Below are 21,175 nucleotides of genomic sequence, written 5' to 3'. Positions count from 1 at the left end.
CACTGTCAAGCATACGCTTCTGCGGATCCGATCATTCCGCAAGGCCGCCCGGGCCCTGGTGGGCAGCCGGGCGACCAGTGGAATGGCGATGTGGCTACGGGATGACCGTGCCGAGGTCCCCACCCTGGAATCCGTTACCGGTGTTACCGCTGCCGCCCCGGTCGTTCCGGTCGCCGTAGCAGAACGGCCCGCCATTGAGCGAGTAGCGGTACGCGTAGGATGTCCCGGCCGACACTCCCTCCGGCAGGCTTACGGAGTACTGGTCGTTGTTGCCCGCGTCACTGTGGTACGTGGCTGGCTCCCACGTCCAACCCGAGATGCCCGGGTCGCTGCTTGCGGGGCCGTAGCCGAGCTCAGCGACGACGCCAGCACCCTGGCCGCTGCCGGGCGTGACACCGTCCACGTGTAGCTGTCCGTAGACGATTCGCGGGTCACCCTCGGCGCCCACGGCAATCTCGAAGGGCCACTGGAGGTTGCAGTAGCCAATCCCCGTGTGGTTGCTCACCGTGAGGGCGTGTTGCTGGCCCAGCGTGTACCCACCCACGTTGCTGCCGTCCTTGTCGCAGTACGTCCACGTGGTGCCGTTCGTGGTGTAGCGGAGGCTGACGGCGCGGTCGCCGGTGTAGGCCGGCGTCACGGTGGTGGAGAACTCATCCGTGTCCGCCTCGCCATCCGCCTCACCGGTGTACTCCGCGGCCTTCCAGGTGAACGCGTCCGCCTGGGTGGACGCGTTGGCGTCCGCGGCGCCCACTCCCACCTGCACCTGGACGTTGGCGCCCGGGCCCTCGCCCGCGGTGACGCCCGGGATGTGCACCCGGCCCACCACGGTGACGATGTCGCCGCTGCCCACAGTCATGCCGCTCACGCTCTCCAGGCGGCAGTAGCTGTCCGTCGGCTCGGGGTCCGGGTCCTTCGCGCTCACCGCAAGGCTGCCCGTCAGCGCCTCAGCGAATCCGTCCGGGCCGCTGCTGTTTCCGTCCGCGTCGCAGTAGAGGAACTCGCCGCCGTTCACCTGGAAGCGGTAGGCGAACCGGTAGCTGCCCACCACGCCCGGGTTGGGCAGCGTGGCCTCGTACTCGTCGTTGTCCCAGAAGTCGTCCTTGAACTGGGCCGTCGTGGTCCAGTCCCACTCGTCGGACGTGGCCGGAGCCTCACCGGCGGGTCCCCAGCCGAGTTGGCCCACGATGTCCGCGACTTCGCCCGTGGTGGTGTCGGTGAGGCCCGCCACGTTGACGGACGCGATGATGACGTGGCTGGCCGCGTCCCCGGTGGTGTACGCCAGCGACTGCGGCGTGTTGCTCCCATCCGGTCCCAGCTTGCAGTAACCGATGACGCGCGGGATGACGGGCTGGCCCGTCACGTTGAGCGTGCCGAGCTGGTCCATCTCGAAGTCCTGACCGCTGTCGTTCACTCCGTTGCCGTCGCACACGCGGATGGGGCCGCCGTCGTGGTTGAAGCGCACCGCGTAGCGGTACTCGCCGTTGATGGCCGGGTTGGGCAGCGTGCCCTTCCACTGGTCGTTCACCTCGAAGTTGTCCTGGTCGAAGGTCAGCTGGGCCGACCAGTTCCACCGCGACGAGGTGCGCGGGTCCTCACCCACGGGACCCCAGCCGAGCTGGCCCGCCAGGCCCGGCCCTGCGCCTTCGCGGTCCGTCACGCCCGGCAGGTTGACCTGGGCGTACACCGTCTTCAGGCCCGACGTCTGCGTCGTCGTGTAGTTGATGACCTCCGGCGGCGTCTGGTCGAGGCCAATCTTGCACCATGTCACCGCCGGCTTCGGCGCCTCGTCGCCCACGGTGAGCGTGCCCAGCTTGGTCAGGCTGAAGGTCAGCTCGCCCTCGTCGCTGTCGTTGACGCCGTCCACGTCGCAGAAGCGCCACGTGTTCTCACTGATGCTGAAGCGGTAGGCGATGCGCCAGGTTCCCACGGTGCCCGGGTTGGGCAGGGCGGCTTCCCACTCGTCGTTGTTTCCGTGGTCCGTCTTGTACGTGGCGTTGATCCACGTCCAGCCGCTGTCGCTGCTCGGGTCCGAATCCGCCGGGCCGTAGCCGAGCTGCGCCACCAGGCCCGAGCCCGCGCCACCGCCCTGGGTGACGCCCGCCGCGTACACCTGGCCGGCCACCTTGATGAGCGCGGTGTCGCCCGGTCGGTAGAAGACGTTGAGCGGCCCGCGGTTGTTGTCCGGGCCCAGTTTGCAGTAGTCCACGCGCGGACGGGAGATGAACACCCGGCGCAGCATGTCCTCCGACACGCCGTTGGCGCTACCATCGCCGTCCGCCATCACCCACGTGGCGCCGTTGTCGATGGAGAAGCGCATGGTGACGACCCACTCGCGGCGCTTACCTCCAATGGCCGGCTGGAGCAGCACGGTGCCCTGGTAGATGTCCGCCTCGCGGCTGCCCGAGTCACCCTCGTAGGTGGCCTCTTCCCAGGTGTAGCTGTCCGGGTTGAGCAGCTCCGCGTCCGCCGGGGCGAAGCCCACCTGCGCGCGGGTGCCGCCGCCCTGGCCAGTGCCACGGGTGATGCCGGCCACGGTGACGGCGCCGCGCACGGTGGTAGCCACCGGCTGGCCGTTGCTGACCGCGTCCACGTTGCCGCTGAGCACCTCGGCCATGTCGATGTTCGCCGGCGGCGCGCCTTCGAAGGTGAAGCCGCCCACCAGGGTGCCGTGGGCGCTGTCGGGGTTCACCACGCGCACGTTCACCACGCCGGAGATGGCGCTGGGGGTGTAGCCGTAGATGCGGTGGGTGTTGACCACCACCACCCGCAGGGCCTCCTGCTCGCCGAAGTAGAGCTTCGCGCCTTCCTTGAAACCGGAGCCGTAGACGTTGATGAGGGTGTGGCCCGAGACGGGGCCGCCCGAGGGCTGGATCTCCCGCACGACGGGCGCGTTGTCGCTGGGAGTAGGTCCTCCGTCTGAGTCGCCATCACAAGCGACGACCAGCAGAGGCAGGACGAGGACGAGGGCACGGAGACAGCGAGACGACATCGACATCACCCCTTGACGCCGCCAGCGGTCAGTCCGCCGACGAGGTGTTTCTGGAGAGCGAAGAACAAAGCCATGACCGGCGCGGAGACGATGAGCGCGCCCGCGGCGAACTTGCCCCACTCCACCTTGTGTTCGCCGACGAAGCGCTGGAGCGCGACGGGCAGGGTGAAGCGGGACGGGTCGTTGAGCAGCGTGGCGGCGAGGATGAACTCGTTCCACGCCGTCATGAAGGAGAAGAGCGCCGTGACGGCCAATGCGGGCCGGGCCAGCGGAAGCACCACGCGCACGAACACCTGGAAGGTGGAGGCGCCGTCCATCACCGCCGCTTCTTCCAGCTCGCGCGGCAGCGTGTCGAAGTAGCCCTTGAGGTTCCAGATGCAGAAGGGCAGGGCGGTGGTGGCGTAGACGAGGACGAGCCCCGTGAGGCTGTCCAGCAGGTGCAGCTTCTGGAGGATGCTGTAGATGGGCACCATCATCAGCGTCGCCGGGAACATCTGCGTCACCAGCAGCGCCTGCATCCCGCCATCCTTGCCGGGGAAGCGGAAGCGCGACAGCGCGTAGGCCGCGGACACCGCCAGCGTCAGGCCCACCAGCGTGGTGGCGCCCGCCACGACGATGCTCGCCAGGAGCTGCCGGCCGAACACCCACCGCCCCGCCGCGTCCGTGCCGGAGAGCACCTGCCGGAAGTGCTCCAGCGTGACGGTTTCGGGGAAGGGATTGGCGGTGAGCGCCAGCCCGTCCGTGGGCGACAGCGCCATCTTCACCACCCAGAGCACCGGGTAGAGCGTGGCCATGCACAGCAGCGTCAGCCCGGCGTGGATGGCGGCCATCTTCAATCGCGAGGGACGGTTCATCCCATCACCTCCGAGGACGACCGCATCAATCGCTTGGTGAAGGCGGACCAGATCAGCAGCACCACGAAGATGAGGACCGAGTACGCCGCCGCGAAGCCGTATTGCTCGTTGCGCTGGAAGGCCCAACGGTAGGCCTCGGACACCAGGATGTCGGTGCCGCCGCCCGGCTCACCGCCGGACACCAGGTAGATGATGTTGAACATGTTGAAGGTCCACACGCTGCCCAGGATGACGGCCGGCAGCATGGCGGGCCTCAGCAGCGGTAGGGTGATGCGGCGGAACTGCGTCCACTTGCTCGCGCCGTCCACCTCCGCGGCTTCGTAGAGCTCCTGGGGGATGGATTGGAGCGCGCCCAGCGCCACCACCATCATGAAGGGAAAGCCCAGCCAGGTGTTGGTAGCCACGTTGGCCGCGAAGGCCGTGGAGAAGCGGGTGAACCAGCTCACCGGCTCCAGGTCCAGGGCGACCAGCAGGCCGTTGATGGCGCCGAACTGCCGGTGGAACATGCCCTTCCACATGAGCGCGGTGATGTAGTTGGGCACGGCCCAGGGGATGATGAGCAGCACCCGGTAGACACCCCGCAGCTTCAGCAGCGGATCCTTCAACAGCAGCGCCAGGAACAGGCCGATGCTGACGTGGAGCACCACGTTGACCACCGCCCACAGCAGTGTCACGGCCAGCGTGAAATAGAAGGACAGGGGCTCGGTGATGCTGTAGCCGCGGCTGGCCAGGATATCCACGAAGTTGGCCAGGCCTACGAAGGAGTATTCCCCCGCCTCGTGGTGGAACAGCGACAGGCTGAGGCCCACCGCGAAGGGGACGAACACCAGCACCGCCACGCCGGCCGCCGCGGGGGTGATGTATGCCACCGCCTGCGCCACGTCCGGGTACCGCTGCTTGAAAGGCAGCGTCGCCGCCGGGCGCCGCAGCACCCAGACGGAGCCGCCCAGCGCCATGGCGCCCACCAATCCCAGCCAGGGCAGGGGGCTGGCGTCGGGAGGGCGCTCGCGGTGCAGCGCGCGGTAGCGCCGGTCCGCCAGCGCGCCCGCGTCCTGGGGCGCGGTGCCGCCCTGGAGCACCGCGCGCAGCGCCAGCTTCATGGGCTCCCAGACACGTGCCATCTCCAGCGTGTTGGGCATGGGCGTCGCGTGGCGGGCCGCTTCGCGGAAGGAGGAGATGAGCGTGTCCTCCTGCACCTCGCGCAGCGTGTACGCGGCCACGTCCGCCGGAATCTGCCGGCCCACCATGGCCCGCATGCGCGAGGCCTCGCCCAGGGAGATGAAGCGCGCCAGCGCCTGGGCCTGCTCCGCCCGCTCGGAGCGCGCGGATACGTAGGCCGTCTCCACGCCCAGGAAAGGGCGGATGGGGATGTTCGTGGCGCTCACCACCGGCAGCCCCACCACGCGGTAGTTCACGTTGGGGGCAATCTCCCCGGCGAACCACGGCCCGCTGATGATCATGGCGGCACGGCCGTCGTTGAAGAGGCTCTTCACCAGCGCGCCCGAGGCCTCCTGGGGGATGAAGCGCTGGTCCTGCAGGTCCTTCACGAAGGCCAGCGAGCGGGCCATGCCCTGCGTGTCGAAGCTCGCGCGGCCGTGTGCATCGAACAGCTCGCCACCGAAGCCAAAGAGGAACCCCGCGTGGAAGTAGAAGTCGCCGCTCTCGTAGGCCAGCCCGAAGCGGCCCGCGTCCGCGTCCGACAGCGCGGGCAGCATCGCCAGCAGCGCGTCCGTCGTCTCTGGCGGCTGGGGCACGAGCTTCGTGTTGACGTAGAGCGCCAGCGACTTGAGCGACATGGGATAGCCGTACACCTGGCCATCCACCTCCAGCGCCTCCACGGCGTTGGGGAAGTAGTCCTCGCGCGCCAGGCCACTGGCGGGAGCCACCAGGTGCATCGCGTGGAAGTTGCGCAGCCGCTCGTGGTTGAAGATGAAGACGTCCGGGCCCACGCCATGGGGGATGGCGTTGGTCAGCTTGGCCGCGTAGGCGTCGTAGGGCAGGGCGAGCAGCTCCACCTGGACGCCCGACTTCGAGGTGAAGAGCTTCGTGGCCTGGACGAGCGCCGCCTCCTCGCCGCCGCGGTACGCGTGCCACAGCTTCAGCGGCTTCTCCGTCTCAGGCGCCGCGTGCGCGCTCAGCGCCGTGGCGAGCAGTGCCAGGCCGAGCCACCGGCTCACGACGCGATCTCCAGCGCGGCGCGCTGCTCCGGATGGCGCAGCGCCTTCGCGCCGTCCTTGGAGAAGACGTGCAGCGCGTCCGACACGGGGGCCAGGTGCACCTTGTCACCCACCGCGACGTTCACGCCCTTGTCGAAGCGAGCCGCCACCAGTCCGGCCTCCGTGTTGACGAAGGCGTACCCGTCGAAGCCCAGTCGCTCCACGGCGTCCACGGTACCGGTGAGGGGCCCCTGGGACTCCACGCGCAAATCCTGGGGACGCAGGCCGAGCAGCACCGTGGCTTCCTCCGTGGTCACGTCCGCCGGACAGGGCAGGGTGAAGCCCTTGCCGGTAAACTGAGCCCCCTCGCGCCGCGCCTCCAGGAAGTTCATGGAGGGGGAGCCGAGGAACCCCGCGACGAACTGGTTGGTGGGGCGGTTGTAGAGTTCCAGCGGCGGGCCCACCTGCTGGAGGAGCCCGCCATTGAAGACAGCCACGCGGGTGGCCAGCGTCATGGCCTCCACCTGGTCGTGGGTGACGTAGATCATCGTCGCGCCCAGCCGGCGGTGCAGCCGCGCCAGCTCGCCGCGCATCTGGACCCGGAGCGCGGTGTCCAGGTTGGAGAGGGGCTCGTCGAAGAGGAAGACCTTGGGGCGGCGGACGATGGCTCGCCCCATGGCCACACGCTGGCGTTGGCCGCCGGACAGGGCCTTGGGCTTGCGCTCCAAGAGATGGCGCAGCTCCAACATTCCGGCCACCTCCTGCACGCGCGACTCAATCTCCGCGGCGGGGAACTTCCGGAGCGTCAGGCCGAAGGCCAGATTCTCCCGCACCGTCATGTGCGGGTAGAGCGCATAGGACTGGAACACCATCGCAACGTCGCGGTCACGAGGCGGAACGTCGTTCACCCGGGCGCCGCCAATGCGCACCTCGCCCGCGTCCACCTGTTCCAGGCCCGCGATGAGCCGCAGCAAGGTCGTCTTCCCGCAGCCAGACGGGCCGACCATCACCAGGAATTCACCTTCACCCACCTGAAGGTCCACGCCCTTCACGATGAGGTTCTGGCCAAACGACTTCTTGATCCCGCTCAGGGTGACTTCGGACAAGTCGTGCTCGGAGAAATTGATGGGAAGACGGTCGCGCACCTTACCCGGACGCTTCTTGTTTCCTCAAACCTCCTTGGTTGCTTGCGCTGCATCCTCCCGTCGCGTGCGCCAGTGAACGAAGGTCTGTTCCCGATTGGAAACCCGGGCCCTGCCTTGTCAGGCATGGAAGGCGCTTGTTATGGAAACGGAGTTTGATTGCCGGGCCGAGTCATGTCCGGACCTCGAGGTCAGCCTACCTGATGCTCACTCACAGAATGTCCCGCCTCGTGGGCGCGGCGCTGTCCACCGCCCTGTTCATCACTGGCTGTAGCGAGAGCGACTACGTCCGGCTGTACCACAGTGCTGCTCGGGCCCCGAGCTACTCGGTGGACGACATCGAGTCCCTTCGCCAGATCGGCCCCACCTATGTGGACAAGGGCGTGAACTTCGCCCTGTACTCGGAGAACGCCACCCGGCTGGAGCTGCTGCTCTTCGAAGACCCGGAGAGCAACCGCCCGGCGCGCGCCTATGAGATGACACGCTACGGCGACGTGTGGAGCGTCTACGTGGAAGGCGTGGGCGTGGGACAGCACTACGGCTTCCGCGCATGGGGACCCAATTGGGAGTTCGACCCGCGGTGGTTCCCCGGGTCCATCCACGGCTTCAAGGCAGACGCGGACGTCTATGGCAACCGCTTCAACCCGAACAAGCTGCTCACGGACCCGTACTCCAAGGCCCTGCACCGCGATCACGACTGGAGCAAGGGCAGCACGGCCAGCGGTCCGGCCCGCACGGTGGTGACTTACGCGGCCTCCGCCAAGAGCGTGCTCGTCAAGAGCGGCGACTACCAGTGGGGCGAGGTGGAGCAGCAGTGGCGTGCCAACCGTCAGGACGAGAACTGGCAGGGCCATGGCTGGCAGGACCTCATCGTCTACGAGGTTCACGCCAAGGGCTTCACGGCGGACCCCGCTAGCGGCGTGCGCTTCCCGGGCACCTACCGCGGCTTCGGTGAGAAGGCGGCCTACCTGGCCGAGCTGGGCATCACCGCGGTGGAGCTGTTGCCCATCCATGAGAAGCCGCTGGACGGTGGCTACTGGGGCTACCAGACCATCAACTTCTTCGCACCCGAGGTGTCCTACGCGGCCTTCAAGGAGCCGCACCAGGTCATCAACGAGTTCAAGTGGATGGTGGAGCAGCTCCACAAGCACGGCATCGAGGTGATTATCGACGTCGTCTACAACCACACCGGCGAGGGGGGCCTCTGGCGCGAGAAGCTGGAGACGGATGACGTCATGCCCGGCGAGCCGCTGGAGTCCCTGGACCCCGCGGAGACGGCTGGCCTCTATTCGTTCCGCGGCATCGACAACCAAGCGTACTACGCGCTCAACCCAGACCGCCGCACGTATTGGAACAACACCGGCGTCGGCAACCAGACGCGCCCCAACCACCGGCCCACGCGCAAGCTCATCATCGACAGCCTGCGCTTCTACGTGGAAGAGCTCCACGTGGATGGCTTCCGCTTCGACCTGGCACCCATCCTGGGCGAGCGCGACGGCGACTACAACCGCTGGGACGACCCGCGCAACACCGTGCTCCAGGACGTCATCGATGACCCGGTGCTCCAGAAGTACAACACCCGCATCATGGCCGAGCCGTGGAGCGCGGGCGGCTGGTACTGCATGCCGTTGGGCGAGTTCCCCAACGCCAAGACGCAGCCGGGCAATGGCTGGTACGAGTGGAACGGCCGCTTCCGCGACTGGTGGCGCGCGTTCATGAACCAAGACGGTTGGAAGCTCAACTCCAACGAGGGTTCGCTGTGCGGCCGGCCTGGCACGGTGGACGGCGGCTTCCTGATGTACGGCAGCCAGGAGTGGTTCGAGCGCAATGGCCGCCGCCCGTATCACTCCATGAACTTCATCACCGTGCACGACGGCTTCACGATGTACGACCTGTTCGCGTACGACGAGAAGCAGAACCGCTGCGGTCCGCTGAACCCGGTGTGCTGTGACACACCGAACAGTCCCTTCTGCGACAAGGTCAGCGGCGAGGAGCACAACCGTTCCCGCAACTGGGGTCCGATTGGCGACGAGCGCGCGGAGAGCATGCGACGGCAGATGATTCGCAATGCCTTCATGTCGATGATGATCAGCCACGGCACGCCGATGATCCTGGGCGGCGACGAGTGGATGCGCACGCAGTTGGGTAACAACAACGCCTACTCCACGCTGTCCGACAACTCCTTCAATTGGTACCAGTGGGGCGCGTACCTGGCGCGCGACGAACGTCACCGCATGTTCGAGTTCGTGAAGGCCGCCATCCGCCTGCGCAAGGAGCACGCCTACGCCTTCGCGCCGAAGGACTACGGCAAGGGCGCGCCGCTGGCCTGGAAGAGCGCCCAGAACACCGAGGCGGCGTGGGACAGCAAGCAGTTGATGATTCACTACCACGACGCGTCCTACGGGCCGGAGCTGCTGGTGCTCATCAACATGGAGCCCCGCGCGGTGGCGTTCACGCTGCCCGAAGGCCGCAAGTGGACGCGGCTCATCGACACGCAGGCGTACTTCGACAGCCCCGCCTATCTCACGACGGCGGGCCTGGACAGCCGGTCCACGGGTAACTCGTGGCTTGATGCACCGTCACCAGTGAACGGTCCGACGTACGGGGTGCCAGAAAGAACCATCGTCGTCCTGCGTGCGGATTAGGCAGGCAAGCAGGTTGCGCTATAAGCGGGGCCCGCCCATGCGAGTCCTGCCTGCGCGCCTCGGCGCCATCCTGTTGACGTTCCTGCCGCTCGTTGCCCTGGCCGATGCGCCTCGCGATCGCTTTGGGGCGGCGGGTTACTTCCGCATCATGACCCGCCCGGACTTCTCGGGCGGCTCGGGCCAGTTGGGCTATTACTGGCTCTACGGTCGGCTCCTCAACGAAAGCCCTTACGGTGAGCTCAACCTCCGGCTGGACGCGCTGCAGGCCACGCCGGGGTCCGACGAGGTGTGGGCCGAGGTCCACTCCCGTATCTCTGGCAGGTCGTTTCGTTCGGCGGATCCCGGTAATGGCTCGCTGGTGAACTTCAGCGCCGACTACCTCTTCGTCCGCGCCGGCAACATCCTGCTGGACCGGGTGACGTGGCAGCTGGGCACGCTCGAGGACCGCTGGAACGACCTGCACATCTACGACCAGCGTCCCGGCACGCTGCTCTGGGACACGGTGGGCCTGTCCGGCACGTACCAGGGCGACCGCTACGACGTCCTGCTGGCGGTGGGGGACATCGGCTACACGCTGCGCCCGAACAACTACAACACGGTGCTGACAGGCGCCGCGTCGTTCCGCTACCGGCTGATTCCTGGTCACCTGGAGGTGGGTATCCGCGGCCAGGTGGGCTACGAGCCCGCGGTGCGCGGCAACCGGAACGCGCTCTACGCGTCGCCCGGGACCAGCTACGAGAACTTCGCGCGGCGCGAGGTGGTGCGGCGCTACTTCGAGGCCAACCCGGGCGCGGAGGACCTGGTCCCGGACCTCAGGGCGCGCAGCGCGCTGTCGTACCGGGCCATGGGCTATGTGGGCTTCGGCGGGGTGGGGCCGCTGGTGTGGAGCAACCTGTACCTGACGTTCGAGAAGCGCCACCCGCAGCCCTTCTACACGGAGAACTTCCGGGGCCGGGACTGGACCGTGTACGTCACGGACCAGACCGACGAGCGCTACGACGGCAACATTGGCAACGAGGCCTACCTGCGCATCATCCCCGACAAGCTGGAGGCGCTCTGGGGCGTGTGGGCTGGCTACTCGTTCAACAAGGACAACCATATCGCCGCGGGCGAGGACAACCGCGTCATCGCCTCCACGGTGCTCCGCCTTCAGTACTTTCTCACCGACAAGGTTCACCTCCTGGTGGAGAGCAGCGTCGCGCGCGAGAAGAGCCTGAACGGCAATCTCTACCGCAATCATGTGGACTCGGTGTTCACCAGCACCGACGGCATGGCGGACGCGCGCGGCCTGGAGTTCGGTGACAGCGACACGCGCGACACCTGGCAGTTCAAGGCTGGTGTGGTGCTCAACCCCACGGGCCGCAGCATCTACGCGCGCCCCAGCCTGCGGCTGCTGTATGGGCTCCAGCGCTCCACCCAACATGCGGCATTTGGCAACTCCTTCGTGGACAGCCTGGACCAGTACAACGTTTACGTCGGCCCCGAGCGTCACTGGCACTCGGTGGTGGCGATCGAGGCCGAAGGATGGTTCTGACAAGGCGATGGAGCGTGGTGGTCTCCCTCACGGCGGCGCTGGCCGCGGTGACGCTCGCGGCGTGTCTGCCCCGCGCGGCGCCTCCGCCCCTGGCGCCCAGCGGCACGGTGGTCGCCGTGGCCTACGTGCGGGATGACGCGAGGCGGGCCGGCGTGGTGGCGGACGTCCCGGAAGGACTGAAGCAGCGCATCGCGGAGACCCTGGCTAGGCGCAACCTGCGCGTGGAGGTGGTGCCCTACGCGGACTACGCCGCCTACTTCGCGAAGGTGCGCGACTCGCAGCGCCGCTTCGAGATGCTGAAGGCGCTGACGCCGGAGGCGCCGCTGCACCTGCTGGTGGAGACGCGGGTGTCGTTCTTCAGCCAGGTGGGGGGCCGCTTCTCGTGGGACATCTCGGTGCGGACCACGGGCGCGCGCGCGGACTCCGCCATGGCGCCCACCGTCGTCACCCAGGACTACGGCGCGGCGCTTCAGTTCGACCAGCAGCGCGAGGACGATGCGCAGTTGGAGGTGGCCACGCAGATCGCCGGGCAGGCGGGCGCGCTGTTCGACTCCTTCCTGGCCTCGCCCTTCCTGGTGCCGGATACGGACGGTGGCCCGGGCACGGTGCCGGGCCTCGACGCGCCGGCCGGACCGGGCATCGAGCCGGGCACGGGCACGCCGGCCGTGCTCCAGCCCTACCGGGGTTCGTGGGAGCCGCCGGGGGGAGACGCGGTCTACTTCGTGATGGTGGACCGCTTCTCCAATGGAGACCCGAAGAACGACGGTGCAGTGGACCTGGAGGACGCGCAGGCCTTTCACGGCGGAGACCTGCAAGGAGTCATTGACCGATTGGACGGGCTGCAGCAGCTCGGTGTCCGCACGGTGTGGCTTTCACCCGTCTTCCAGATGCGCACCGACAAGTTCCATGGGTACGGCGCCTTCCACGGTTACTGGGTGGAGGACTTCGGCCGGGTGGAGCCGCGCTTCGGAGATGAGGCCCTGCTGAAGACGCTGGCGGCGGAGTTGCGCCGCCGGGACATGCGGCTGGTGCTGGACGTGGTGCTCAACCACGTGGGGCCGGAGACGCGCCTGGCGCGTGAGCGGCCCGACTGGTTCCACGGCCTGGGTCCCATCAAGGACTGGGGCGATTCACGCGAACTGGTGATGGGAGACGTGCACGGCCTGCCGGACCTCGCCGTGGAGAAGGAAGAAGTGTACGCGCACCTGCTGGCGCATTCGCGCCGGTGGGTGGACGTGCTCCAGCCCGCGGGCTTCCGGCTGGACGCGGTGAAGCACATGCCCACCTCCTTCTGGGCTCGCTACAACGACGACTTGCGCGAGCACGCGGGGCCGGACTTCCTGCTGTTGGGGGAGATGCTGGACGGCGACCCGGTGCTGCTGTCGAACACGATGAAGGAAGGCCGCTTCGGGACGATGTTCGACTTCCCGCTGGCCTTCGCGCTGGTGGACGTCTTCTGCAGGGGCCGCTCCCCGTCGCACCTGGGCGCCATCCTCTTCAACGACCGGCTATACCCGGCGCCGGGCTCGCTCGTGACGATGGTGGACAACCACGACCTGCCCCGGGTGATGAGCGAATGCGGTGGTGACGTGGAGCGGGTGAAGCGGGCGCTGGCGGTGCAGCTCACCGCGCGCGGCGTGCCGGCGCTCACCTACGGCACCGAGGAGGGCCTGACGGGCGCGAAGGAGCCGGAGAACCGGGGCGACATGCGCTTCACGAACCACCCGCTGCGGTCGTGGATTGGCGGGCTGCTGGCGTTGCGTCGAGGCAGTGAGGCCCTCCAGCGTGGCGAGACGTTGATGCTCGCCGCCCGGGAGGACCTCTTCGCCTACGCCCGCGTCACCGCCGACGAGGCCGTCGTCATCGCCGTGAATACCCGTGACAGCGCCGTGGATGTGCCGCTGCCCGACGGGCTGGCCGGCGCGAAGCTGGAGCCGCTGGCCCTGGCGCCGCCGCTGGCCGCCGGGGGAGCGGGTTTCATGCGCGTGCCCGCCGGCGAAGTGGCCCTGGCGCGGCTGACGCCCCAGGTGGCGGGCGGCTTCGCCACGGCGGCGAAGCTCGCGGGTCTGCGGTGGCGGGGGATGGGCACGCGGCGCCAAGTGGAACTGGCCGTGGGTGACCCGTCGGTGCGGTTGGTGGGCAGTGGGCCGGAGATGGGCGGGTGGAATCCCGAGCGCTCGCTTCGTCCAGGGCCCGACGGCTTCGCGCTGTCGCTGCCCGTGGGCGCCGTCTTCGAGTACAAGCTCTTGCGCGGCGGCTCCCAGGGCACCTTTGACTGGGAGGACGGCGCCAATCGTCTGCTGTTCGTGGACGAAGGCACCGGGCCGCTGCGCCAGAGGCTGGCGTGGAGCCAGCGCTGACCGCACCTGTTTCCTTTCGCCCCGCCTGGCGCGGGGCCCACTCCGAGGTTCGAAGTGAACGACCGACTCCTCCGCGCGGCGCGCCGCCAGCCCACAGACACGACGCCGGTATGGCTGATGCGCCAGGCGGGCCGCTACCTTCCCGAGTACCGGGCCATCCGCGGCAACATCGCCTTCCTGGACTTGTGCAAGCACCCGGACCTGGCGGCGGAAGTCACCGTCCAGCCGGTGACGCGTCTGGGTGTGGATGCGGCCATCATCTTCTCGGACATCCTCATCCCCGTGGAGGCCATGGGCATCACCCTGGAGCTGGGGGACAAGGGGCCGCACTTCCCCAACCCCGTGCGCTCCGCGGCGGACATCGACAAGCTGGGCGTGCCGGACCCGGTGGAGGGCACCGGCTTCGTGGCCGAGGCCATCCGCCGCACGCGCAAGGCGCTCAATGACTCCGTGCCCGTCATCGGCTTCGCGGGCGCGCCCTTCACCCTGGCCGCGTACATGGTGGAGGGTGGCGGCTCCAAGAGCTACATCCTCATCAAGCGGCTGATGTTCGAGCAGCCCGAGCTGGCGCACCGCCTCTTCGGCAAGCTCACCGACACGCTCATCCCCTACCTGAAGATGCAGGTGGAGGCGGGCGCGAGCATCGTCCAGATTTTCGACTCGTGGGGCGGCGCGCTGTCGCCATGGGACTACGAGCGCTTCTGCATTCCCTACCTCAAGCGCATGGTGTCCGAGCTGAAGGCCACCGGCGTGCCCGTCATCGTGTTCGGCGTGGGCATGTCCAACCACCTGCCGCTGCTCAAGAGCACGGGCGCGGACGTGGTGGGCCTGGACTGGACGCTGCCCATGGACGAGGGCCGGAAGGTGCTGGGGCCGGACGTGGCGGTGCAGGGCAACCTGGACCCGCTGCACCTGTTCCTCCCCCGCGAGGAGCTGGACGGCCGCGTGAAGGACATCCTCCGCCGCGCGGGCCCCGAAGGGCACATCTTCAACCTGGGCCACGGCATCCTCCCGCCCACGGACCCCGACGCCGCGAAGTTCCTGGTGGAGGCCGTCCACCGCCACGGCGTAGCCCTGCGCCAGGGCACGCTGGGCGCCTAGGGGCGCCTCCCCCCGGGACGGCCAGCCGCCCCGGGGGAGTGTCCACCGATTGATTTTTGAATCAACGGACGATTGACGCGGCGCATCGCCGCTCGTTAGATGCCCACCTCCCGACTTCGCTGGAGGTGTGGAAAACATGGCAAGCGAGAAGCGCAACGGCCCCCGAAGGGTGGCCATCGTCCGCGGCCTGCGGACCCCGTTCGTCAAGGCGGGCTCCGTCTTCTCAGGGCTGACGGCGCTGGATTTGGGCCGCCTGGTGGTCCAGGAGCTGGTCCAGAAGACGGACCTGGACCCGAACGTCATCGACCAGCTGGTGTTCGGCCAGGTCATCCCCACGTTGACGGCCCCGTCCATTGCCCGCGAGGTCGTCATCGCGGCGGGGCTGCCGAAGCAGATTGATGCCTTCACGGTGTCGCGCGCGTGCGCCACGTCCATCCAGGCGATGACGACGGCGGCCAACGCGATTGCCACGGGGGAGGCGGACGTCATCATCGCCGGTGGCACCGAGTCCATGTCGGACGCGCCCATCTTCACCAGCCGGCCGCTGGCCCACGCGCTGGTGGCGGCGTCCAAGGGGCGCTCGCTGCCGGACAAGCTCAAGCCCTTCCAGCGCCTCAAGGCCAAGGATTTGCTGCCGGTGCCCCCGGCCATCGCCGAGTACTCCACCGGCATGACGATGGGGGAGAGCGCGGAGAAGATGGCCAAGGAGAACGGCATCTCCCGCGAGGAGCAGGACCGCATCGCCTTCAACTCGCACCGCAACGCGGCCAAGGCGTGGAAGGACGGCCTGTTCGACAACGAGGTCATGCACGTCGTCGTGCCGCCGAAGTTCGACAAGACGGCGGAGCGCGACAACATCGTCCGTGAGGACTCCAGCATGGAGGCGCTGGGGCAGCTCAAGCCGGCGTTCGACCGCAAGTACGGCACGATTACGGCGGGCAACGCGTCGCCGCTGACGGACGGCGCCGCGGCGCTGCTGTTGATGAGCGAGGAGAAGGCGCGCGCGCTGGGCTACGAGCCGCTGGGCTTCCTGCGCAGCCACGCCTACGCGGCCACGGACCCGGGCGACCAGTTGCTCCAGGGCCCGGCCTACGCGGTGCCCACGGCGCTCAAGCGCGCGGGCATGACGCTGGCGGACATCGACCTGGTGGAGATGCACGAGGCCTTCGCCGCGCAGGTGGCCAGCAACATCCAGGCGCTGGCGTCCCAGTCCTTCGCGAAGAAGGCGGGCTGGAGCGCGCCGGTGGGCGAAATCGACCGGGAGCGGCTGAACGTGACGGGTGGCTCCATCGCCATTGGTCATCCCTTCGGGGCCACGGGGGCGCGCATCGTCACCCAGGCCCTCAATGAGCTGAAGCGTCGGAACAAGAACACGGCGATGTGCACCGTCTGCGCGGCGGGCGGCCTGGGCGCAGTCGTCATCCTGGAGCGTGCGTGATGGCCACCAAGGCGGAAGAGCTCGAGGTGAAGCAGGGCTTCTCGTACCAGGTGGAGGACGGCGTCGCCGTCATCACCTTCGACCTGCCGGACTCGCCGGTGAACACGCTGTCGCCGGAGACGGGCGAGGCCTTCCTGCGCGTCATGATGCGCGCGGAGCGCGAGCCCGAGGTGAAGGCCGTCGTCTTCACGTCCGGCAAGAAGGACTCGTTCGTCGCCGGGGCGAAAATCGACTTCCTGCAGACCATCAAGACGGCGGAGGAGGCCACCGCCATCAGCCGTAACGGGCAGGAGGGCTTCGACAAACTGGCCGCCTTCCCCAAGCCCGTCGTCGCGGCCATCCATGGCGCATGTCTGGGCGGCGGCCTGGAGTGGGCGCTGGCGTGTGACTACCGCATCGCCACCGACAGCCCGAAGACGTCGCTGGGGCTGCCGGAGGTGCAGCTGGGCCTGATTCCGGGCGCGGGCGGCACCCAGCGGCTGCCGGCGCTGATTGGCGTGCAGGCGGCGCTGGACCTCATCCTCACCGGCAAGAGCCTCAAGCCCGCGAAGGCGAAGAAGCTGGGCGTGGTGGATGAAGTGGTGCCGGCGCCCATCCTCCGCGCCATCGCCGTGCGGCGCGCGAAGGAGCTGGCCGCGGGCACGCTGAAGGTGGAGCGCCGTCACGGCCAGGGCTTCAAGGGCGTGGCCGCGAACGGCAAGGCGAAGGGGCTGGCGGGCTTCATCCAGGGCCTGGCCAACAAGGAGCTGTGGGCGGAGGTGGCGCTGGAGGACAACCCGTTGGGCCGCAAGGTCCTCTTCGACCAGGCGCGCAAGCAGCTCCTGAAGAAGACGCGCGGCAAGTTCCCCGCGCCGGAGAAGGCGCTCCAGGTCGTGCGCGTGGGACTGGAGTCCGGGCACAAGGCGGGCCAGGAGGCGGAAGCGAAGGCCTTTGGCGAACTGGTGGTGTCGGACGTCTCCAAGCGGCTGGTGGAAATCTTCTTCGCCACCACGGCGCTGAAGAAGGAGAACGGCACCTCCAACCCCAACGCGAAGCCGCGCGAGGTGAAGAAGGTGGCGGTGCTGGGGGGCGGGCTGATGGGCGGCGGCATCGCCTATGTCACCAGCGTGCTCCAGGGCGTGCCCGTGCGCGTGAAGGACAAGGACGACGCGGGCGTGGGCCGGGCCATGAAGCAGGTGCAGTCCATCCTGGACGAGCGCGTGAAGCGGCGCTCGCTCACGCGCCGCGAGGCCACGGCGAAGTCGGCCCTGGTGACGGCGGGCACGGACTACAGCGGCTTCAAGTCCGCGGACCTGGTCATCGAGGCGGTGTTCGAGGACCTCAAGCTCAAGCACCGCATCATCGCGGAAGTGGAGGCCGTCACCGGCGACCAGACCATCTTCGCGTCCAACACCTCCAGCATCCCGATTACGGAGCTGGCCAAGGGCAGCCGCCGGCCGGCGCAAGTCATTGGCATGCATTACTTCAGCCCGGTCCACAAGATGCCGCTGCTGGAGATCATCACCCACGCGGGCACCGCGGACTGGGTGACGGCCACCTGCGTGGAGGTGGGGCGCAAGCAGGGCAAGACGGTCATCGTCGTCAACGACGGGCCGGGCTTCTACACCTCGCGCATCCTCGCCCCGTACATGAACGAGGCGGCGTACCTGCTGGCGGAAGGCGCGGACATCGCGGAGCTGGACAGGGCGCTGGTCGAGTTCGGCTTCCCCGTGGGCCCGATTACCCTCCTGGACGAGGTGGGCATCGACGTGGCGCAGAAGGTGGGCCCCCTCATGGAGGCCGCCTTCGGCAAGCGCATGGCGGCGCCCAAGGCCCTGGAGAAGGTGGTGGCCGACGGCCGCCTGGGCCGCAAGACGCAGAAGGGCTTCTACCTGTACGAGGACGGGAAGAAGCAGGAGGTGGACAGCTCCATCTACGCCCTGCTGCCGCACGGCACGGAGCGCCGTTCCTTCGACCGCGCGGAGATGGCGGAGCGCGTGGTGCTGCAGATGGTCAACGAGGCCATCCGCTGCCTGGGCGAGGGCATCCTCCGCAGCGCGCGTGACGGCGACGTGGGCGCCATCTTCGGCCTGGGCTTCCCGCCCTTCCTGGGGGGCCCCTTCCACTACGTGGACAGCCGCGGCCCCGCCGAGGTGCTGCGCAAGCTGGAGCACTACCACGACAAGCTCGGGGAGCGTTTCGCCCCCGCGCCGCACTTGGTGGAGATGGTGAAGGCGGGCAAGACGTTCTACCCGCGCTGAGTCATTCCAGTGACTGCACCCGGGAGTCCCGCGTATCGGCGGCTCCCGGGCTTGACCGGAGGCCGTCTCTGGCCCGAGCCTCCCGGGCCCCATGGCACGCTCCGCGTCCCGCACCATCGTCCTTGTCGTCCTGTCGGCCGTCGTGGCCTGTGGCGCCGCCGCCACCGCCGGGGCTTGGCGCTTCTTCCACAAGGACCCCAGCAACCCCGTCGTCCGGCTCGACGAGTACTTCACCATGGGCTGGGTGGCCTGGGATTCCAGCTGGTACATGCGGATTGCCCAGGAGGGCTACCAGTTCGTCCCGGGCCAGCAGAGCTCGGTGGCGTTCTTCCCGCTGTACCCGCTGCTCATCCGCGCGGTGGAGTCGCTGGGGCCCAATGTGTACCAGTCCGGCGTGCTCATCACGCTGCTGTGCGGCCCGCTGGCGTTGATGTTCTTCACCGTCTGGGCGCGCAAGCTGACGGACGAGGACACGGCGCTGAAGGCCGGGCTGCTGATGGCCTGCTACCCCTTCACGCTCTACTTCTACGGCGCCATGTATTCGGACGCGCTGTTCGTCCTGCTGGTGGTGGCGGCCTTCCTGCTGCTGGAGCGCGGGCACCTGGGGCCCGCCGTCCTCGTCGCGGCGGTGGCCACCGCGGCCCGGCCCGTGGCGCCCGCGGTGGTGCTGGGCCTGCTGGTGCGCCGCCTGGAGTGGAAGCACGCGCGCGGCGAGAAGTGGAGCGCGGTGGACTTCCTGCCGGTGCTGTCGGGCCTGGGCTTCGGCGCGTACATGCTCTTCCTGTGGCACCAGTTCGGTGACCCGGTGGCCTTCGTGAAGGTGCAGGGCGCGCCCGGCTGGGAGCAGATTCCGGGCTGGCACACGTGGCTGAAGGTGAGCTGGTTCGAGCGCGTCGTGCTGGCGCCGCACGACAAGCGCGAGGCCTTCCGGCTGGCCGCGCACGCCTTCTTCACGCTGCTGGCGCTGGCGCTGGTGTGGCCCACGCGCAAGCTGCTGGGGTGGGGTTACGCCGTCTACGTGCTAGCCATCGTCGGGCTGCCCGCGTGGTCCACCAAGGACTTCATGGGCATGGGGCGCTACCTGCTGTCCGCCTTCCCCGTCTTCCTCACCGCGGCGATGCTGCTGCGCGAGCGGCCCTTGCTGCTGCGCGGGGCGCTGGCGGTGGGCGCCGCGTCGCTGCTCGTCCTCTCGTGGGCCTTCGGCGCGGACTACTACGTCTCATGAGCGACCTCCTCGAACAGGCCCTCCTTCGCTACGACGGGCTGCCCGTCGCCGAGCGCTTCCACGTCCACGCGCGGGCCTTCTCCGCGCCGCTGCTGGCCATGGTTGCGCGCACGCCCGCGGGCGCCGTGGCGGACATCGGCTGCGGGCATGGGCTGCTGTCCGCGCTGCTGGCCCTGGCGGACCCGAGCCGCACCGTGCACGGCGTGGATCCGGACTCGCGGAAGGTGGCCTGGGCACGGCGGGCGCTCGCGGGTCAGCCCAACGTGCGCGTCGAGGAAGGCACCGTTGAGGAGACACTGGCCCGGGGCGCTTCCGGGCGCTTCGACGCGGCGGTGGTGTGCGACGTGCTGTACCTGCTGCCGGAGTCGAAGTGGCCCGGCTTCCTCTCCACGGTGCGTGGACTGCTGCAGCCCGGCGGGCGGCTGCTGCTCAAGGAGGTGGAAGGAGACGGCTCCTGGAAGCACCGCAAGGCGCTGGCGCAGGAGTGGGTGATGGTGTCGCTGCTGGGCCGCACGAAGGCCAGCGGCGGCATGGCGCTGAAGCCTCGTGCAGAGATGACGCGCTCCCTGAAGGACGCGGGCTTCGCGGTGCGTGAGGTGGTGGACCTGGGCCAGGGCTACACCACGCCGCACGTCCTCTACGTTGCGGAGAACAGCGTTCCGTAGCTGTGGAGCTCGATGCCGCGCTCGTGCAGCCGCGCCTTCACGCGCGCGCTGGTGAGGGCGGCCAGCTCCGCCTGCCAGTCGTAGCGCCACGCCGGGTCCTCGGGGACGTGTGGCGTGCCTTCACCCGGGTGACAGCCCAGCTCGAAGTCGCCCGCGGGCAGCGCGTCCACCACCGCGAGCAGGGCGGCCTCGTCCAGCATCCCCGCTTCGAAGACGCCGCCCGCGCTCACCCGGCGCACGCCCTTGGGGGCCCGAGGCGCGGCGCGCGCGAGCACGGCCAGCACCGTGGCCTTCAGCGCGGGGCCCGGCGCTTTCAGCCAGCGAGGGCGAGGGAGGGCGTCCGGCCAGCGCAGGGGCAACCCTTCGCGCGCGGCCAGGGACTCCACCAGGGGACGTACACCGGGCAGCAGGTGCAGGTGCTGGTGCCCGTCCAGGTGGTCCACCGTCACGCCCAGGGCGCGGGCCCGCTGAAGCTGAGCGGAGAGCTCGCGCGCCAGCTCGTCCCGGCGTACCTGTCCGGTGAGCCAGGCGCGGGCGAAGTCGGCCCAGCTGCCACGCAGCCGGCCCTCCGGTGCCACCGTGGGCACCTCGTGCGCGGGCGCCGCGGGAGGCAGCCGCGTGGAGAGCGCCAGGTGGAGGCCCACCGCGAGCCGCGCCTCCTTCGCGCGGGCGGCGGCCTCGGGCGCGGTGGGGCCCGTGGCCAGCAGCGTGGCGCTGGTGACGATGCCATCGCGGTGCGCGCGGAGGATGCCCGCGTCCAGCGAGGCATGGAGCCCCAGGTCGTCCGCGTTCACCACCAGGCGCGTGAGGGTGCGCGTCATGCGGG

At 68.9% G+C, this 21,175-nt stretch carries 13 protein-coding genes; 8 read left to right on the top strand and 5 right to left on the bottom strand.

Annotation, left to right across the window (positions count from 1 at the left end):
* Window positions 1-94: 94 nt before the first annotated feature.
* From F8M74_RS28640 to F8M74_RS28625, 4 genes are read right to left on the bottom strand one after another with little or no spacing between them, the layout of a single operon-like run.
* Window positions 95-2,989, bottom strand: coding sequence for an IPT/TIG domain-containing protein (locus F8M74_RS28640; protein ID WP_228560448.1), 2,895 nt, complete (start codon window positions 2,987-2,989; stop codon window positions 95-97).
* Window positions 2,990-2,994: 5 nt separating this feature from the next.
* Window positions 2,995-3,843, bottom strand: a complete 849-nt coding sequence (locus tag F8M74_RS28635) for a sugar ABC transporter permease (protein ID WP_141255701.1) — start codon at window positions 3,841-3,843, stop codon at window positions 2,995-2,997.
* Window positions 3,840-6,020: an extracellular solute-binding protein gene (locus F8M74_RS28630; protein WP_141255700.1), complete on the bottom strand. Its 2,181-nt coding sequence runs from the start codon at window positions 6,018-6,020 to the stop codon at window positions 3,840-3,842. Before F8M74_RS28630 ends, F8M74_RS28635 begins: the two co-directional genes overlap by 4 nt.
* Window positions 6,017-7,105 (bottom strand): ABC transporter ATP-binding protein, encoded by a 1,089-nt coding sequence (locus F8M74_RS28625; protein WP_171410329.1) that lies wholly within the window; start codon window positions 7,103-7,105, stop codon window positions 6,017-6,019. Before F8M74_RS28625 ends, F8M74_RS28630 begins: the two co-directional genes overlap by 4 nt.
* 254 nt (window positions 7,106-7,359) lie before the next feature.
* Here F8M74_RS28625 and F8M74_RS28620 point away from each other — a divergent pair, with 254 nt between their 5' ends.
* The 8 genes from F8M74_RS28620 to F8M74_RS28585 all read left to right on the top strand — a co-directional run bounded on the left by F8M74_RS28620 (window position 7,360) and on the right by F8M74_RS28585 (window position 20,349).
* Window positions 7,360-9,786, top strand: coding sequence for a glycogen-debranching protein (locus F8M74_RS28620; RefSeq protein WP_228560446.1), 2,427 nt, complete (start codon window positions 7,360-7,362; stop codon window positions 9,784-9,786).
* 37 nt (window positions 9,787-9,823) lie between these two features.
* Complete coding sequence (locus tag F8M74_RS28615; protein ID WP_216620281.1) at window positions 9,824-11,320, top strand: hypothetical protein; 1,497 nt, start codon at window positions 9,824-9,826, stop codon at window positions 11,318-11,320.
* 14 nt (window positions 11,321-11,334) lie between these two features.
* Window positions 11,335-13,680 (top strand): alpha-amylase family glycosyl hydrolase, encoded by a 2,346-nt coding sequence (locus tag F8M74_RS28610; RefSeq protein ID WP_228560444.1) that lies wholly within the window; start codon window positions 11,335-11,337, stop codon window positions 13,678-13,680.
* Between the two features lie 54 nt (window positions 13,681-13,734).
* Window positions 13,735-14,781: a uroporphyrinogen decarboxylase gene (gene hemE / locus F8M74_RS28605; RefSeq protein WP_140794476.1), complete on the top strand. Its 1,047-nt coding sequence runs from the start codon at window positions 13,735-13,737 to the stop codon at window positions 14,779-14,781.
* Between the two features lie 136 nt (window positions 14,782-14,917).
* Window positions 14,918-16,219: an acetyl-CoA C-acyltransferase FadI gene (gene fadI, locus F8M74_RS28600; protein WP_141255695.1), complete on the top strand. Its 1,302-nt coding sequence runs from the start codon at window positions 14,918-14,920 to the stop codon at window positions 16,217-16,219.
* The gene (fadJ, locus tag F8M74_RS28595) at window positions 16,219-18,459 is read left to right on the top strand and encodes a fatty acid oxidation complex subunit alpha FadJ (protein ID WP_141255694.1); all 2,241 of its coding nucleotides are present in this window, start codon (window positions 16,219-16,221) and stop codon (window positions 18,457-18,459) included. The genes fadI and fadJ overlap by 1 nt, the downstream gene beginning before the upstream one ends.
* A 91-nt stretch (window positions 18,460-18,550) precedes the next feature.
* Window positions 18,551-19,684, top strand: coding sequence for a mannosyltransferase family protein (locus F8M74_RS28590; protein ID WP_141255693.1), 1,134 nt, complete (start codon window positions 18,551-18,553; stop codon window positions 19,682-19,684).
* On the top strand, window positions 19,681-20,349 hold the full coding sequence (locus F8M74_RS28585; protein ID WP_141255692.1) for a class I SAM-dependent methyltransferase: 669 nt from the start codon (window positions 19,681-19,683) through the stop codon (window positions 20,347-20,349). The genes F8M74_RS28590 and F8M74_RS28585 overlap by 4 nt, the downstream gene beginning before the upstream one ends.
* Here the strand turns inward: F8M74_RS28585 and F8M74_RS28580 are convergent.
* Complete coding sequence (locus tag F8M74_RS28580; RefSeq protein ID WP_141255691.1) at window positions 20,322-21,170, bottom strand: ChbG/HpnK family deacetylase; 849 nt, start codon at window positions 21,168-21,170, stop codon at window positions 20,322-20,324. The two genes, F8M74_RS28585 and F8M74_RS28580, sit on opposite strands and share 28 nt — an antisense overlap.
* Window positions 21,171-21,175: the final 5 nt, after the last annotated feature.

The organism is Myxococcus sp. CA023, assembly GCF_010998615.1.
Classification (GTDB): Bacteria; Myxococcota; Myxococcia; order Myxococcales; family Myxococcaceae; genus Myxococcus.
Note: the sequence above shows the minus strand (reverse complement) of the source record. Positions and strands in the feature narration are given on the sequence as shown.